Annotated in this window: 16 protein-coding genes; all 16 read left to right on the top strand. The window is 50.4% G+C overall.

Translation table 11 applies throughout. The features are described from left to right. Positions 1-468, top strand: a complete 468-nt coding sequence (locus V3C10_22360; protein WVP62017.1) for a V-type ATP synthase subunit K — start codon at positions 1-3, stop codon at positions 466-468. A 31-nt stretch (positions 469-499) separates the two neighbouring features. Then, positions 500-1,093, top strand: a complete 594-nt coding sequence (locus V3C10_22355; GenBank protein WVP62016.1) for a V-type ATP synthase subunit E — start codon at positions 500-502, stop codon at positions 1,091-1,093. Positions 1,094-1,184: 91 nt separating this feature from the next. Further along, entirely contained in the window at positions 1,185-2,162 is a 978-nt protein-coding gene (locus tag V3C10_22350; protein ID WVP62015.1) for a V-type ATPase subunit, read from the top strand. After that, positions 2,155-2,478 (top strand): V-type ATP synthase subunit F, encoded by a 324-nt coding sequence (locus V3C10_22345; GenBank protein WVP62014.1) that lies wholly within the window; start codon positions 2,155-2,157, stop codon positions 2,476-2,478. Before V3C10_22350 ends, V3C10_22345 begins: the two co-directional genes overlap by 8 nt. Before the next feature lie 73 nt (positions 2,479-2,551). Then, the gene (locus V3C10_22340) at positions 2,552-4,321 is read left to right on the top strand and encodes a V-type ATP synthase subunit A (protein ID WVP62013.1); all 1,770 of its coding nucleotides are present in this window, start codon (positions 2,552-2,554) and stop codon (positions 4,319-4,321) included. Next, positions 4,322-5,695, top strand: a complete 1,374-nt coding sequence (locus V3C10_22335) for a V-type ATP synthase subunit B (GenBank protein WVP62012.1) — start codon at positions 4,322-4,324, stop codon at positions 5,693-5,695. Between the two features lie 125 nt (positions 5,696-5,820). Continuing rightward, positions 5,821-6,495, top strand: coding sequence for a V-type ATP synthase subunit D (locus V3C10_22330; protein ID WVP62011.1), 675 nt, complete (start codon positions 5,821-5,823; stop codon positions 6,493-6,495). 119 nt (positions 6,496-6,614) lie between these two features. After that, entirely contained in the window at positions 6,615-8,273 is a 1,659-nt protein-coding gene (locus V3C10_22325) for a GGDEF domain-containing protein (GenBank protein WVP62010.1), read from the top strand. Between the two features lie 238 nt (positions 8,274-8,511). After that, positions 8,512-9,924, top strand: coding sequence for a HAMP domain-containing sensor histidine kinase (locus V3C10_22320; GenBank protein WVP62009.1), 1,413 nt, complete (start codon positions 8,512-8,514; stop codon positions 9,922-9,924). Further along, on the top strand, positions 9,902-10,534 hold the full coding sequence (locus tag V3C10_22315; GenBank protein ID WVP62008.1) for a response regulator: 633 nt from the start codon (positions 9,902-9,904) through the stop codon (positions 10,532-10,534). Before V3C10_22320 ends, V3C10_22315 begins: the two co-directional genes overlap by 23 nt. Positions 10,535-10,707: 173 nt before the next feature. Then, a complete protein-coding gene (locus tag V3C10_22310; GenBank protein ID WVP62007.1) occupies positions 10,708-11,352 on the top strand; it encodes a DUF6305 family protein in 645 nt (214 codons plus the stop codon). A 17-nt stretch (positions 11,353-11,369) separates the two neighbouring features. After that, the gene (locus V3C10_22305; GenBank protein ID WVP62006.1) at positions 11,370-12,647 is read left to right on the top strand and encodes a TRAP transporter large permease subunit; all 1,278 of its coding nucleotides are present in this window, start codon (positions 11,370-11,372) and stop codon (positions 12,645-12,647) included. A gap of 15 nt (positions 12,648-12,662) precedes the next feature. Next, complete coding sequence (locus tag V3C10_22300) at positions 12,663-12,809, top strand: hypothetical protein (protein WVP62005.1); 147 nt, start codon at positions 12,663-12,665, stop codon at positions 12,807-12,809. Positions 12,810-12,819: 10 nt separating this feature from the next. Beyond that, positions 12,820-13,965, top strand: a complete 1,146-nt coding sequence (locus V3C10_22295) for a succinylglutamate desuccinylase/aspartoacylase family protein (protein WVP62004.1) — start codon at positions 12,820-12,822, stop codon at positions 13,963-13,965. A 77-nt stretch (positions 13,966-14,042) separates the two neighbouring features. Continuing rightward, positions 14,043-15,851 carry a gamma-glutamyltransferase gene (ggt, locus tag V3C10_22290; protein WVP62003.1) on the top strand — a complete coding sequence of 603 codons (1,809 nt, stop codon included), beginning with the start codon at positions 14,043-14,045 and terminating at the stop codon, positions 15,849-15,851. A gap of 439 nt (positions 15,852-16,290) precedes the next feature. Next, a complete protein-coding gene (locus V3C10_22285) occupies positions 16,291-17,349 on the top strand; it encodes a C45 family peptidase (GenBank protein ID WVP62002.1) in 1,059 nt (352 codons plus the stop codon).

Below are 17,349 nucleotides of genomic sequence, written 5' to 3'. Positions count from 1 at the left end.
ATGAGCGGTATTGTTTTTGCATTATTAGGTGTAGCAGTAGCAGTTGGCCTGGCAGGCATGGGTTCTGCCTGGGGCGTAGGCATTGCAGGCCAGGCGGCCGCAGGCGTTGTAACAGAAGATCCGGGTAAATTTGCGAAGGTTCTTGTACTTCAGCTGCTTCCGGGTACTCAGGGTATCTACGGTCTGCTGGTTGGTTTCATCACATTATCCAAAATCGGCCTCTTAGGCGGCGGTGTTAACATGGATATGGCAATGACGGAAGGTCTTCTTTACTTTGCAGCCTGCATCCCGATCGGTATTGTAGGACTTATCTCTGCAAGATATCAGGGTGAAACAGCCGCTGCATCCATTGGCATCGTGGCTAAAAAACCGGAGCAGTTCGGTAAAGCCATGCTGTTCCCGGCCATGGTTGAGACATATGCAATTCTGGCGCTGTTAATCTCCATCCTGGCAGTAAGTGCCCTGTAATACGATAAACTTAAAGTAAGGAGAGTTTAGAATGACCGGATTAGACAAAATTATAAGTCAAATCCTTGAAGATGCAGGCAAAGAAGCGCAGGAAATTTCCGAGAAGGCAAAAAGCGAGGTTCAGTATATTCTGGAGGATGCCGAAGAGGGCTGCAAAAGAATCGCGGCGGAGAACGATGTAAAGCTGGCCGAGGAGGCTACAAGCTATATGGAGCGAATTAAATCTTCCGCAGAACTGAAAAAACGCCAGTCCGTGCTGCTCGCAAAACAGCAGGTTATCACGGAGATGCTGAATCAGGCATATGAAACGCTGCTTGGAAAAGAGGGCGAAGAATATTTTACTCTGATTGAGAAAATGCTTAATAAATTTGTCCTGCCCAAAGAGGGTGAGATTTATTTTTCAAAGAAAGACCTGGACAGAATGCCGCAGGGATTTGAAGCTGTAATTGAAAAAGCGGCTTCTTCAAAAGGCGGGAGCCTGGTTCTTGTAAAGGAGCCGAAAAACATAGACGGAGGTTTTATTCTGGTCTATGGAGGTGTTGAGGAGAACTGTTCATTTAAAGCGCTGCTCGCGGCGAGGAGAGATGAACTTTCCGATAAGGTACATGCAATGTTATTTTCATAAAGTGTAACCGCGTAACTGTCCGGACGGCAGGATACCGCAAAACGGTAACGCATGAAGGTACGGAACAGTTATTACCGAGAAGGAGGATCATATGTCTGATACAAAATATGCCTATGCGGTTGCACGAATCCGTGCGATGGAACTGTCGCTTTTTTCCGCCTCCACGCTGGATCAGCTGATGGCCCTGAAAACGTATGAGAGCTGCCTGCAGTTTCTTGTAGAAAGGGGCTGGGGCGATCAGGATACGTCCCAGGACGCGGAAGCGATCCTGGCAAAGGAGAGGGAAAAAACGTGGAATGTGGTCAGAGAGCTTCTGAAGAAGGAGGACGCGGGCATTTTAAATGTCCTGTCCTACGAGAATCTCTTCCACAATCTCAAGGCGGCAATCAAGGAAACGGTCACTTCGGATCACCATGGGAACATCTATTTTGACAACTGTGCCGTGAACGGCAGGGAGATGGCCCGCATCGTGGCGGAACGTGACTGGCAGGCGCTTCCGGCCAATATGAGGCCGGCGGCGGAGGAAGCCTATGAGACATTCCTGCACACGAGGGACGGACAGCTCTGCGATATCATCGTAGACAGGGCGGCTCTGGAAGCAATCTATGCGGAGGGGGAGAAATCTAAGGACCCGGTCATCAGGGCCTATGCCGAATCCACCGTAGCGGTTGCCGACATCAAGATCGCCGTCCGCTCACAGAAAACCGCAAAATCACTTGAATTTATAAAACGGGCAATGGCTCCCTGTGCCAGCCTGAGCGTTACCCGCCTCAGTTCGGCGGCGCTCTCCGGCATGGACGCCATCTGCGAATATCTGGAAGGTACTGCATATGCAGGCGGCGCCGAGGCGCTGCGTGAATCGCCGTCGGCTTTCGAGCGCTGGTGTGACAACCAGCTCATGGAGGCGATCAAACCGCAAAAGTATAATTCATTTTCAGCAGGACCTCTGGTAGCCTACGTGCTGGCCAGGGAGAATGAGATAAAGACAGTCAGGATTATTCTGACGGCCAGGCTGAATGAGCTTCCTGAGGAGCAGATCCGGGAAAGGATAAGGGAAATGTATGTATAAAGCAGCAGTGATGGGCGACTACGACAGTATTTACGGCTTTGCGGCGCTCGGACTGGATACATTTTCTGTATCCGGCCAGGAGGATGCTGAAAAAATGCTTCACAAGCTTGCCGGCAGTGAATATGCAGTCATCTATATAACGGAAGCCGTGGCGGCCGGAATTGGCCGCGCCATAGCGAAATATAAAGAAAACCTGCTTCCTTCCATCATCCTGATACCGGGAATTTCCGGTAATACGGGAAAGGGCGTGGAAGGCGTTAAGAAATCAGTGGAGCAGGCGGTCGGTTCTGATATCCTTTTCGGAGGAAACCAGTAGCGGGACCGGGGAAGCTGTCCGGCGGGAACGCCGCGGCGGCCATATTGTTAAGAAAGGTGGGTGTGACCTTCCAATGAGCAAAGGTACGATTAAAAAAGTGGCAGGCCCTCTGGTTATTGCACAGGGGATGAGAGATGCCAATATGTTTGACGTGGTCCGCGTAAGCAACCAGCGTCTGATCGGTGAGATTATTGAGATGCACGGAGATGAGGCCTCCGTTCAGGTATATGAGGAGACATCCGGACTGGGGCCGGGAGAGCCGGTAGAGTCGATCGATGTGCCGCTTTCCGTAGAGCTGGGGCCGGGACTCATTGCCAGTATTTACGACGGTATCCAGAGGCCTCTGGATGAGATCATGAAAGTGACGGGGAGCAATAACCTGAAAAGAGGTGTTGAAGTTCCTTCCCTGAACCGCGAGAAGAAATGGGAGTTTGTTCCCACGGCCAAGGCCGGTGATGAGGTTGAGGCCGGTGATATCATCGGAACCGTGCAGGAAAGTATTGTAGTAGTTCAGAAGATTATGGTACCTTACGGAATTAAGGGCACGATAAAAGAGATTAAGGGCGGTGAGTTCACCGTGGAAGAGGTTGTGGCTGTCGTTACCACGGATGAGGGTGACAAAGAGCTTACCATGATGCAGAAATGGCCGGTCCGCAAGGGACGTCCTTATCTGAGAAAGCTTCCGCCGGAGACTCCGCTTGTGACAGGACAGCGTGTTGTAGACTCTTTCTTCCCAATCGCCAAGGGCGGCGTTGCAGCCGTTCCCGGACCGTTCGGAAGCGGAAAGACCGTTATCCAGCATCAGCTTGCTAAATGGGCCGAGGCGGATATCGTGGTTTATATCGGCTGCGGCGAGCGTGGAAACGAGATGACCGACGTTCTGAATGAGTTCCCGGAACTGAAAGATCCGAAGACCGGCCACTCCCTGATGGAGCGTACTGTTCTGATTGCCAACACTTCCGATATGCCGGTTGCGGCCCGTGAGGCGTCCATCTATACCGGTATTACAATTGCAGAGTACTTCCGTGACATGGGCTTTTCCGTGGCGCTGATGGCAGACTCCACATCCAGATGGGCTGAGGCCCTCCGTGAGATGTCGGGACGTCTGGAGGAGATGCCGGGTGAGGAAGGCTACCCTGCTTATCTGGGAAGCCGTCTGGCCCAGTTCTATGAGCGTGCCGGCCATGTGGTATGTCTCGGCAAGGACGGAAGAGAAGGCGCCCTGTCCGCGATCGGAGCCGTATCCCCGCCAGGCGGTGATATTTCCGAGCCGGTATCCCAGGCGACACTGCGTATTGTAAAGGTATTCTGGGGACTGGATTCTTCCCTGGCTGCAAAACGTCATTTCCCGGCCATCAACTGGCTGACAAGCTATTCACTTTACGTGGACAGCATGGGCAAATGGTTTGACGAGCACGTAGACAGCGAGTGGATGGAAAACCGCCAGAAGATGATGAGCCTGTTACAGGAGGAGTCGGAGCTGGATGAGATCGTTAAGATGGTTGGTATGGATGCACTTTCCCCTTCCGACCGGCTTAAGATGGAGGCGGCCCGTTCTATCCGTGAGGACTTCCTGCACCAGAACTCATTCCATGAGATTGACACCTATACTTCCCTGCGCAAGCAGTTCCTGATGATGAAGCTGGTTATGGCTTTCTATGAGGAATCCCAGAAAGCGTTAAACGCCGGTGCTTCGGCAAACGGACTCATCAAGATGGCCGTCAGGGAGCAGATTGGACGATTTAAATATACGACGGAAGACAATATAGAGACAGAATACAAGAAAGTTTTAGATGAACTGGCAAAAGAAATTGCCGATGTATTAGGAAAGGAGGACTTCTAAATGCCAAAAGAGTATAGAACCATACAGGAAGTAGCCGGTCCTCTGATGCTGGTGCGCGGCGTTGAGAATGTTACTTATGATGAACTGGGAGAGATTGAGCTGGCAAGCGGCGAGACAAGGCGCTGCAAGGTGCTGGAGATCAACGGAAGCGACGCTCTTGTACAGTTATTCGAGAACTCAACCGGTATTAACCTTTCCAACAGCAAGGTGCGGTTCCTTGGAAGAACGATGGAGCTGGGCGTATCGGAAGATATGCTGGGCCGTGTATTCGACGGCCTGGGCCGTCCGATCGACGGAGGCCCCGATATCCTGCCGGAGGAGAGAAGAGACATTAACGGACTGCCGATGAACCCGGCGGCCAGAAGCTACCCGGAAGAGTTTATCCAGACCGGTATCTCGGCTATTGATGGACTGAATACCCTGGTCCGCGGCCAGAAACTGCCTATTTTCTCGGCATCCGGCCTTCCTCATGCCAATCTGGCGGCTCAGATCGCAAGGCAGGCAAGAGTGCGCGGAACTGATGAGCAGTTCGCCGTAGTGTTCGCCGCTATGGGTATCACCTTCGAGGAATCCAACTTCTTTATTGAGAGCTTTAAAGAGACAGGCGCGATTGACAGGACTGTACTTTTCGTCAACCTGGCAAACGACCCGGCCGTAGAGCGTATCGCAACACCGCGAATGGCCCTGACTGCAGCCGAGTACCTGGCATTTGAAAAAGATATGCATGTACTTGTAATCCTGACCGATATCACAAACTACGCAGACGCCCTGCGTGAGGTTTCCGCAGCCCGTAAAGAGGTTCCGGGACGCCGTGGCTATCCGGGCTACATGTACACCGACCTTGCTTCCCTCTACGAGAGAGCAGGACGTCAGAAGGGCAAATCGGGTTCCATCACGATGATTCCGATCCTGAGCATGCCTGAGGATGATAAGACTCACCCGATCCCCGACCTTACCGGATATATTACCGAGGGCCAGATCATTCTGAGCCGTGAACTTTACAGAAAAGGTATTACACCTCCAATCGATGTACTGCCGTCCCTGTCACGATTAAAAGATAAAGGTATCGGCGAGGGTAAGACGAGAGCCGACCATTCCAACACGATGAACCAGTTGTTTGCCGCTTATGCCCGAGGCAAAGAGGCAAAAGAGCTGATGGTAATCCTGGGCGAGGCTGCGCTTTCCGATATCGACCTGATTTACGCCAAATTTGCGGACGCCTTTGAGAAAGAATACGTTTCCCAGGGCTACACGGCAAACCGCGATATTGAAGAGACACTGAAGATTGGCTGGAAACTCCTTTCCATTCTTCCGAGGGCGGAGCTGAAACGTATCGATGACAAATTCCTGGATCTCTACTATGGGAAAGACTAAAGACTGAAGACCAAAGAGTAGGGACGAACAATAGAATAGTTAGTTACTGTCCGCAGAGAATATTCCGCGAAGCGTCCTTCTGTTACTGTACGCGGAGCGAACAGTAACAGAAGGAGGTGATTGCCGTGGCATCTACACAGGTGAACCCAACCAGGATGGAGCTTACAAGGCTCAAGAAAAAACTGGTGACAGCCACGAGAGGCCATAAGCTTCTGAAGGATAAACGAGATGAGCTGATGCGGCAGTTTCTGGATCTGGCAAGGGAGAACATGGCCCTGCGCCTCAAGGTGGAAGATGGGATCAGAAGCGCCAACAAGAATTTCGTCATTGCAAAGGCGGGAATGTCTGAGCAGGCGCTGAATGCCGCCCTGATTGCGCCTAAGCAGGAGGTATATCTGGAGACCGGAAAGAAGAACGTCATGAGCGTCGATATCCCGGAGTTTGAATATAAGACGAGAACGGCAGATGAGAATGATATTTATTCTTACGGATTTGCCTTTACTTCGGGCGACCTGGACGGCGCCGTCAAATCCCTGGCGGATATCCTGCCGGATATGCTGAAGCTGTCCGAGACCGAGAAGGCCTGCCAGCTCATGGCCGCCGAGATCGAGAAAACCAGAAGGCGTGTAAACGCCCTGGAACATGTCATCATCCCGGAGACAAAGAAGAACATCAAGTATATTACGATGAAGCTGGATGAGAACGAGAGAAGTACCCAGATCCGTCTGATGAAGGTGAAGGATATGATGCTTGAAGAGGCTCATCATTACAAGGAAAAGCAGGCAGCTGCAGCAGAGTAGATAAGTAAATAAGAAATTGAGGCCGGCCGGTATCTGTAGGATAGAGGATACAGATGCCGGCCGTGTCTGCCTTTTTACAAAAACATAAGACTGTATTTTGTTTTTATGAGGTATTACATATGAGCATTCGCAATTCCATGTGCCGGTTGTTTTTCGCACTCGTTGTTCCTCCTTTTTTACTTTTTATGCTCCTGGTTGCCTATCTGTTTTCCAATAAAATGGAAAAAGTAATTACCGACAGCCTTCAGGTTGTGGCCAATGCCCAGGTAGCGGAGATGACGGACTTTTGCGAACAGCAGAGAGATTATCTGACCATCATGGGAAACATGAATATGTCGAGGGCGGCCATGCGCGGCCAGCTTAATGATGAAATGCAGGGATATCTGGATAATATGCTGGAGGCCCGTGTCCAGACAATGGGATATCTGGACGCAATTGCGATCATTGATAAAGACCGCCGCGTGGCTGCATGCGGTGAACAGCATGATGTATTTGCCAATGATGGGATTGATCCCCTGATAGAAATGATGGGAGATAAAACGTTTTACATTTCTGATACGATGCTGGATGAAGAAGGAAATAAGACTCTGGTCGCGATAGCAAAAATTGAAGACGGGGAAGAAGTATTAGGCTATGTTCTGGCGGAACTATGTATCGATTTCTATAAAACCATCAGGGAACGGGCAGAGTTGTGGAACGAATCCACCTTTTACCTGCTGGATGGGAAGGGAAAGATTATCAGTGCGGGTACTTCCGATGAAAACCGGGATTCCTTTGTCACGACGGAGGCGGAACGGAAAAACTACACCGCAAAATACGGCTCAATTGATTTTACGCTGCATCCTCAGGGCAGTTTCCGTTATAAGGTTGGCGGAACGGATTATATTACTTATTATTCCAACCTGGAATATACGAACTGGCGTGTTATGCTGTCGGTCAATTTAAGCGCCTACCAGAGCCAGAAAACGGTTTACTATATGATGATTTGCTTTATTCTGCTGCTCTGGTTTATGCTGGCGGCGGGAATTGGCTGGTTTGCATCACACCGGATTATCCATCCGATAAAAAATATTTCCGACACATTGAATTCCATCCGGGAAAGACAGGATTATTCCCCGCGCGTCGAGGTTGGAAAGAAGGATGAACTGGGAGCGCTGGCAGCAGAGGTCAACGGTCTGCTGGAATTTATAGAGACGGAAAATCTCTACAAGATGCAGCAGCAGCGCCTTCTTCAGGAGCGCGCCGGGCGGGATGCCCTGACAAAAGTCTTTAACCGGGAACGGATCAGCCAGTCTATCCGGGAAGCAGTTGAGCGCCACAGAAACGCACATACAGGACTGGCGGTACTGTTTGTGGATATTGACGACTTTAAGGACTTTAACAATAATTACGGACACAATGTCGGAGATCAGGCTCTGATGTTCCTCGCATCTGTCCTTGAGAGAGAGACAAATGGAACGGTAGGGAGGGTTGGAGGCGATGAGTTCGTAATCCTGATAGAAAGCCCCGGGGATAGGGCGGAGATGGAAGAGCGGCTGGTGCAGGTAGAGAAAACGGCGGCGGAACGGTTTGTGCTGCGCGGCAGCGGAGTGCATCTGCCGGTTTATTGCTGTATCGGCGCCGTAACCGTTGATTTTTCGGTATATGATGCCGTGGAACTGACATGTGAGAAACTGATGGATATGGCGGATCATGCAATGTATCAGATGAAAAATGGCGGAAAGCATGGCCATGTAATATTGGAATATTCAGAAAAAGCAGGGAGCCGGGAGGTCTGAAAGACTTAAGGCTCCCTTTTTTATTGAGTGGCAATGAAAAGTTCGCGAAGCGTGCTTTTCGTTGTTGTTGGGAGGCGGCGGACGGTCCGGTTAAAAACATTGTAATTTCCATCGAATTGTCCGCAATGAAAAGACATACGGCTGAGCCGGGGAGAAAGGTAATATTGTATTTTTCCCCCATAATATGGTATGATAGACCTGCTAAATCTGAAACGTTCAGGCACATACGGGGGGAGCTATGAAAATTCGGGTCAGGTATTTCAATAAAAAGAAGTTTTTTTCGGGCTGTTTTTTACTGCTGCTTGGAATCTGTATGCCATATTTTCTGACAATCAATATGTGGAATATTCCGGAAAAAGCCTATGACGCCATCGTCACACGGGACAAGCTGGAATTGTGGACGGCGGGAATGAAGCTTGGGGCGCTGAACTCCATCCGTGCATTTCCCCATTATTTTGGGGCGTTCATTATCGCTGAATCCATCGAGCTGGACAGCGATCACAAGATCACAAAGTGGCTGAAATCTGCCATTGTCTTCTGCATCATCCCATTAATTTATACGATTATCAGTGTGGTCCACCAAATTAAGTATGATTTTGGAATACCGGCGCTGTCTCTTATTATTCTGCTGATTCTGCTGGGAAAAAATGATTATAATTACGTCAGCCTGTGGAAAAAAGCCATGCTGATTCTGGTGTTTCTGTCGGCGCTTCAGTTCCTGGATATCATGCCCTGTTTAAAGGGACTTCCCACAGGCAGGGGAGAGATGTCGAAGGACATCAAGATTATTGCCGAGTTTCTGGAGATGGAACCCGAGATGAATGGGACCGTGGCGATATTCTTTGCCCTTTTAATGTTCATGGGGGTGCTTCTCTTTCTGCTGATCCGGGATGAGAATAACCTGAGGGCGATGAATGAACTGAAGGCCCAGAACGAGAGGATGGTCATGGATACCAGGCTCCGTGTCCTGGAGAACCGGACGTATCTGGAAATGCGCCATCTGGTCCACGATCTCAAGTCTCCGCTGACATCGGCCCAGGCGCTGGTGGGCGTGGTGCGGATGTCCTGCGATTCCAGGCAGATGTCAAAGGAATCGGGATATTTAAGCCAGGTGGAATCGGCCATTGAGAAGATGAGCGGGATGATTTCCGAGATTCTTTATGAGAATCACAGGACCAGGATTTCGACGGAAGAAATACTGGATTCCGTCTTAGCCCAGATTTCCGTTTCGGAGTATTCGTCCCTGGTCCATGTGTCGAACCGGGTTCCGGAAAAATACCTGCTAGTCAATAAAATTCGGTTTTCAAGGGCTCTTATCAACCTGATTGAGAACTCGTTCTATGCCCTTGCGGAGGATGGCGGAAGCATAGATTTTATCGTGGACAAGGCCGGCCCGGACGGGGAAGAGGAGATCTGTTTTAATATAACCGACAATGGAAAAGGAATCGATGAGGATACATTGTCACTCATCTGGGAACGGGGATTTACCACCAGAAGCTCTCACGGCCTGGGCCTGAGCTTTGTAAAGAAAGTGGTGACGGATTCGGGCGGGACGATAGCGATAGACAGCGAGATCGGAAAAGGGACAAGCATTGTACTGAGATTGCCCGAGGATAAAGAGGAGGAGTATGATGAGCAGCAGTGTAATTAAAATTCTGTTGATTGATGATGAGCCGGAGATTCTCTGCGCGCTGAAAGCGGTGATTGAGACACAGGGCTGGGAGGGGCTGATGGCCCAAAACGTCAGGCAGGCGCTGGAACTGTATGAGAAGAGCACGCCCGATCTTATTCTGATTGACTACCACATGCCGCATATCAATGGGGTGGAGGGAGTGAAAATGTTCCGGAAAATCGATCCGGACATTCCCATCATTGTATTTACGATAGATGAGGATCAGAGCATTGCCGACAAGTTTCTGGAGGCGGGCGCCAGTGATTTTGCCACGAAACCGATCAAGGCGCCGGATATTATTTCCAGAATCCGCGTCCATATCAGGCTGATGGAGAGCAAAAAGGCAAGGAAGAATGAGTACGAACCGTTTATCGTCAAGGGCATCGGAACCTCTACGATGGAGCTGATTAAGGATGCGATGAGGGGACAGACACAGTACCTTACCGTGGAGGAAATCTCGGAGAAAACGGGGCTTGCCTATCAGACGACATACCGCTATCTCCAGCACCTTACCTCGGATGGAAAAGTGGAGGTAAAGAGCAGTTACGGCAAGAAAGGAAGGCCGAAACAGAGCTATTTACTGCTGTAAATTGTATGAAACTATTAGAAAAGAGCTGTTTTAAAATGATTTTATGGTTAAAATCACGAAAAAACAGCTCCTTTTTTGTCTATTTCAACGAGAGATAAATAAGAGAAAAAATAGAAGTTTGGGATGGCCTATGATACTATGATTTTAACAAAAAAATAACACAGGAGGGAAATATGAGAAAGAAATCAGTTGCAGTTTTAATGTGCCTGGCGCTGGCCATGGCAGTGAGCGGATGTGGGGAAAAGACTTCCCAGGGAAGCGGCCAGCCGGCTGCCACGCAGACACAGGCCGCAGGCGGAGAGGTGCAGGCACCCGCGGAAGTTGAGGGGCTCAAGGAGGCGATCGCCGAAGCGCCGGTTCTTCTGACTTCCGTAGGACAGAGCGCCGATTATGAGATGGTTAAGACGATGCTGGATAAGAACAACATCAAGTGTGAGAAAAACAGCCTTGCCACCTCGGCGGATTTGGAAGGGATTAAGACGCTGATGCTGGCCGTGGGAGGTTCCTCCAAAGGACTTGGAGCCGCCGGAATCGACGCCAACGGTGAACTGGAGCGTGTGGCCGAACTGATTGGCGCGGCGGATGAGCAGGGAATCGTCATCATCGCGGTGCATGTGGGCGGAGAAGCCAGACGCGGTGATTTATCTGATAAATTCATTGCACCGAGTTTTGAAAAAGCAGACTATGCCATCGTAGTGGCGGACGGAGATAAGGACGGCCTCATGAGGGGACTTGCGGCACAGGCAGGAATTCCTTTCGACGAGGTGAGCAGCATGGCCGACGTGGTTCCGAAACTGGGCGCCGCATTTAAATCTTAAGTTTCAGGGGGTTACATATGAGTATTGAGCTGATAATATTTTTGGCCATGGTAGTTGTGTTCGTGGCAGGCTGTTTTCTTCTGAAGCTGCCGGTAAGCCTCTCCATGGTGCTGGCGGCCATCGTCGGAGCCCTTGTGGGAGGATATGGTTTTCCGATCCGTCATCTGATCGAGGGAACCTTCTCCTACGTGGATACGATTCTGGTTATTACGACCGCCATGATTTTCATGAAAGTAATCCAGGAGTCGGGAGCGCTGGATGCGCTGTCTTCCCTGATTATTGAGAAGTTCCATAAGGCCCCGGCCCTGCTGGTCTGCCTGATTATGCTGGTCATTATGTTTCCGGGCATGATTACCGGTTCTTCCACCGCAGCGGTTCTCTCCGCCGGTTCCATTATGGCCCCGGTGCTGATGCTGATCGGAATTCCGCAGCTTGAAACGGCCTGCATCCTGGCCATGGGCGGAATCCTGGGAATGATAGCTCCGCCGGTCAACATTCCGGCCATGATTATCGGAGGCGGAATTGATATCCCTTATGTCGGATTTGAACTTCCCCTTGCGTTTCTGACATTTCCGCTTGCATTTATTTTTGCCCTGATGTTCGGGTTAAAATATGTGAAAAAGCTGGAATACGAAGTAATCAGGGAAAAACTGAATCAGGAGCCGGGCGAGAAATTCGGTTTCAAGATTTACATCCCGATTTTTGTGGCAATGATTCTGATGGTCCTGAATAAGACGGTTCCATCACTCCCCAACCTGGGAATGCCGCTGATTTTCATGATTGCCTCGGTGACGGGACTGTTCACCGGCTACAAAATCAATGTGCAGAAGGTATGTAAGGACGCGGTCCAGAGTGTGCTTCCTGTTCTGGGAATCCTGATGGGCGTCGGAATGTTTATTCAGATTATGACGCTGACGGGCGTGCGCGGCTTTATTGTAACAACCTGCCTGAGCCTTCCGAACGGATTCTTATATCTGGCGATGGCGGTTACCATTCCTCTGTTCGGCGCAGTATCTTCCTACGGAGCGGCCTCCGTGCTGGGAGTACCGTTTTTGCTGGCTTTCCTGAGTAAGAACCAGATTATCACGGCGGCGGCCATTTCCCTGATCGCTTCACTGGGAGACATGATGCCCCCGACGGCGCTGGCCGGAATCTTTGCAGCCCAGGTAGTCGGTCTTGACAAGTATACGAAAGTGCTTAAAAAGTGTATGATTCCGTCCCTGATGATTATTGTCTGGGCCATTGCATTTATTCTTCTTGCTAATGTTCTGGCGCCGTATATTGTGATTAAATAGAGGGAGGGATCGGATATGATTACATTGATTTACAGAGGAATTGTGGCACTTGTCCTGATTTTTACCATCTGGAACCTGTTTGACGAAAAAAAGATTACACTGCAGGCCAACGCCGCGCTCGTCGTAATTCCGCTGATACTGAGATTATTAATGATTAAATAAGGAGGCAGACATGAAGAAAAACCATATTACAGCGGCTGTCTGCCTGGCGGCGGCGCTGCTGGTGACAGCGGTGACGGGACAGAATTTCGCGTCACTGAAGAATCTCGGGGAGATTAAGCCGGGACCGGGTGTGACGGGCACGAAGATGCTTTCCGAGTATTTTGACGGCATCAAAGGCACGAACATGGACACGGAAGTCTATGTGATGGAGGGAGAAAAACCGGGCGGCAAGGTGCTGATTCTCGGAGGAACCCACGGGAATGAACCGGCCGGATATATGGCGGCTATTACATTTATTGAAACGGCAAAGGTGGAAGAGGGAACGGTCTACGTGATTCCCTTTACCAACCGAAGTGGAATGACCCACAACGATCCCCAGGAGGCGTCCCCACAGTATATGCACATTACAACACCCAGCGGAGAGCGGAAATTCCGTTATGGCTCCAGGGCCTCCAATCCGATTGACCAGTGGCCGGATCCGGACGTCTATGTGCATGCGGCCTCCGGGCAGCAGCTCTCCGGCTCGGAGACAAGAAATATCAACCGGGCGTACCCGGGAAAGCCGGACGGCAATTCTACGGAAAAAGCGGCCTATGCAATAGCGGAGATGATCCGGGCGGAAGGCGTGGACGAAACCTTCGACCTGCATGAAGCATCCCCGGAGTACCCGGTTATCAACGCGACGGTTTCCCATGAAAAGGGGATGTCGCTGGCGGCCAGCGGAATGATGGAATTGACCTTTGCGGGTATCCAGATGTCACTGGAACCGTCGCCGACCAACCTGCACGGCCTGACACACAGGGAGCTGGGAGATTATACGAAAACGATTCCGCTGCTGATGGAAACCGCCAATGCATCACAGGGACGTCTGCGCGGGGCAACCAATGAAAAACTGGCCCTGACGGGCAAAGATAAGGCGTATGTCAAGAGCGCGAAGCTGGGATTTCTGTATGTTCCCTATGATGAGAACGGGCATCCCATTGAGGAGAGGGTCGGAAGACATCTTCAGGGAGTCATCGAGTATACGAAAGCATACAACCAGCTGTACCCGGACAACCAGATTGTTTTTTCAGAAGTTCCAACCTATGCGGAACTGTTCCTGGATTCGGACGGCTCGGATCTGGGGGGAAACAGACTGGGAAGTTTTCTGAACTAGAGTGTGAGTGAAAATTGTTTTCAGTCAGACACACTCCGGAACGGTAACCTTTTAAGAGAGATGAGGAGGATATAAATATGAGAAAGAAAAGTTTGGCGCTCTTTTTAGCTGCTGCTCTGGCGACATCCGTTACGGGATGCCAGACAAAGACCACGCCGCCGGCCACGGAGGCGGTTCAGGAGTCCGCTGTCCAGACGGAAGCGCCTGAGGAAACGCAGGAAGCTCCGGCGGAGGAAGAGGGATGGAAACCTTACGACGAGAACGGACAGATTAAGCGCGATGACCGTGACGGAAACGGTAAAAACGGCGTGGTATCCACAGGTAAATATGAGGCGTCAAAGATAGGAGCCGACATTATTGAGGCCGGCGGAAACGCCGTAGACGCAGCGGTTGCCGTAGGCTTTGCCCTGGGTGTATGCGAGCCGCAGTCATCCGGTATCGGCGGAGGCGGATTTATGTTAATCCATTCGGCGGAGACAGGCGAGAATGTATTTGTAGACTTCCGTGAACCGGCGCCGTCCAAGGCAGAGCCGGGAATGTGGCCGGTCGATGAAAACGGCGAACTGACAGATGACACAAAATGGCTGGGCGGCCCCGCAGTCGGCGTACCGGGCGAGGTAAAAGGACTGTTATACGCCCTGGATACATACGGAACAATGACAAGGGAAGAGGTTATGAATCCGGCCATCGAGATGGCGGAGAACGGCTATGAGGTATCGGCTGTCCTGAACCGGGATATGATGGAAGAGTTCGAAGTGCTCACCCGCTTCGAGGCCTGCGGTGATATCTACCTGAAAGAAGGATTCCCATATCCGGTCGGCGATGTGATTAAAAACCCGGATCTCGCAAAATCACTTTCCCTGATCCGCGACAACGGCCCGGATGCGTTCTACAAGGGAGCAATGGCGGAAGCCATGGTTAAGGCAGTCCAGGAAGCGGGTGGAATCCTGACTCTGGAAGATCTGGCAAACTACGATATCAAGCTCAGGACACCGGTCAGCGGCACATACAGAGGATATGAGATTCTTTCCTCCCCGCCTCCATCATCGGGCGGCACGACAATCGTGGAGATTCTGAACATTCTCGAGAACTTTGATATTAAGGGAATGGGACACAATTCAACGGAGCATCTTCACACATTGACGGAAGCTATGAAAATGGCATACAAGGACAGAGGTTTCTTTGCGGCAGATACCGATTTTATCGATGTTCCGCTGACGGGAATGGCCTCCAAAGAATATGCAAAGGAACTGGCATCCCAGATCGATCCGGAAAAAGCACAGATTTTTGAGCATGGAGATGCATGGGCTTATGAGTCCCCACAGACGACCCACTACTCCATCATGGATAAACAGGGCAATATTGTCGCTGTAACGAAAACAATCAATTACGTATTCGGTTCCGGTGTGGTTCCGGAGGGGTACGGATTCATTATGAACGACGAGATGGACGACTTCGACGCCGAGGTTGGGACAGCCAACGAGGTACAGCCGGGCAAACGTCCGATGAGCTCCATGTCACCTACGATTATCCTTAAAGACGGAAAGCCGGTTATGACCATCGGCGCGCCGGGTTCCCAGAGAATTATTTCCGGTGTGGCTCAGGTTATCTCTAATGTCATTGATTTTGATATGGATATCCAGGATGCGATTTCCGCACCGAGAATCCATGCCGGTTCCGATTGGACCACAAGCGATGAGACAATCATGATCGAGACCAGGATCGACAAAGACGTAATCGAAGGATTAAAAGCCCTGGGCCATCCGGTACTTGAAACCGGAGACTGGATGGATTATCCGTGCGTGCAGGCTGTAGAGATGCTTCCCGACGGAACGCTGCGCGGCGGTGCGGATCCGAGGCGTGACGGGAAAGCGGTTGGGTATTAACTGCAGTCAGGACGACTAAAACAATATAACATTGCATACGCTTCTTTACACTTTCAAAGCCGGGAGACTGAGCCTGTATACACGGGATTCAGCCATCCCGGCTTTTCTTTTTGTTCTATCTTATAAATTTATCTGAGCAGGACCGTTACCGGTCCTTTTTCTTTTGCCGGGAATCCAAGGAATAACATGAGTAAAGACAGCCGTGTACCTGTCGAAAATAGGGTTGTTCACGTGGGTGAATCTAAAGAGTATATTATGCTTTTCAAAAATCAGAAGGGAACTTTGACAGGTAATAAACTGTCAGGGTGGTCGAAAAATAACTTTTTGATTACAGGGAAGACAGCGAATATAATGAATTTATCGATAAGAACAGGGATCCCACCGGAATAATTATAAATATACGTTTCCTAACAGAAAGGACTTTAAAGGGGTTGACAACATGAACAGCATGGTAAAAGTGAAAGGAACTCCATATGAACAGGGCTTGCAGCAAGGGTTGCAGCTTAGGGAAATCATTCTCCATAATATTGGAGAAGTAAGAAAAAAGATGGTTTCCGATCACGTTGATATGATACGTTATGAAGCGTTTGTTGAGAGGAACGCAGCCTTTTTAGAACGGGCGCACAGTGATATTTTTGAAGAAATGAAAGGGATATCGGAAGGAGCTGGGATCCCTTTTGAGGAGATTTTGATGCTGAATATCCCCGCTTATTTTATGACGGGATATTTTAACCAGGAATGCAGCATGATTATGGCCAGGGGCAAAGCGACGGCGGATGGATGCACCTATGTGATTAAGAACAGGGATATGAGCACTTATATTGAGCAGGCTGTGGTGGAACGGGAATATCCGGACGGACTGAGGATTGTGGAGATTAATGGTGCAGGTACGGTCACCTATCCAGCCAGCGGGATGAACAGCCATGGAGTCGGAGTTGCGACGACCGGTTTCTGGTCGGCCAAAGCGCCTGCGGATATGGAGACAGTGGAGGATTCCCACATATTTTTAAATGTCCACCTCCTGCTTGCCGGGTGTAAGACGGCCCGGGAGGCGCTGGATTATGTGAAGGTGTCTCCCCGGATGAACGGACTCAACATTATGATTGTTGATCAGAAAGAGGCATGGCTGGCGGAGGTGACGAAGAACAAAGTTTCGGTAGAAAAGGACAGCGGAAGCGGCATTCTTTTCCGTTCCAACCATTACCTGTCGGATCAGCTTAAACACCTGAATCCGGAAGAAGCGGAATACCCCTCTACATATTTCCGATATAGAAGAATGGAAGAAATGCTGAGGGAACAGTATGGAAAAATCAGGTTTCAGGATTTATTCCGCATTATGTCAGACCATGAAAACGGAGTAAACGCGCTCTGCCGCCATCCGAAAGAGGGGGCGCCTTCCAGGACGATCTCGACAAGCCTTTTCGTGCTTGAGGACGGCGAGGCATGGACTACCCTGGGAAATCCATGTGACAGCCTGAAATACGCATTGCTGAAGTAG

This window comes from [Clostridium] symbiosum (assembly GCA_036419695.1).
GTDB lineage: Bacteria > Bacillota > Clostridia > Lachnospirales > Lachnospiraceae > Otoolea > Otoolea symbiosa_A.
This window is presented reverse-complemented; position numbering and strand designations above follow the sequence as displayed.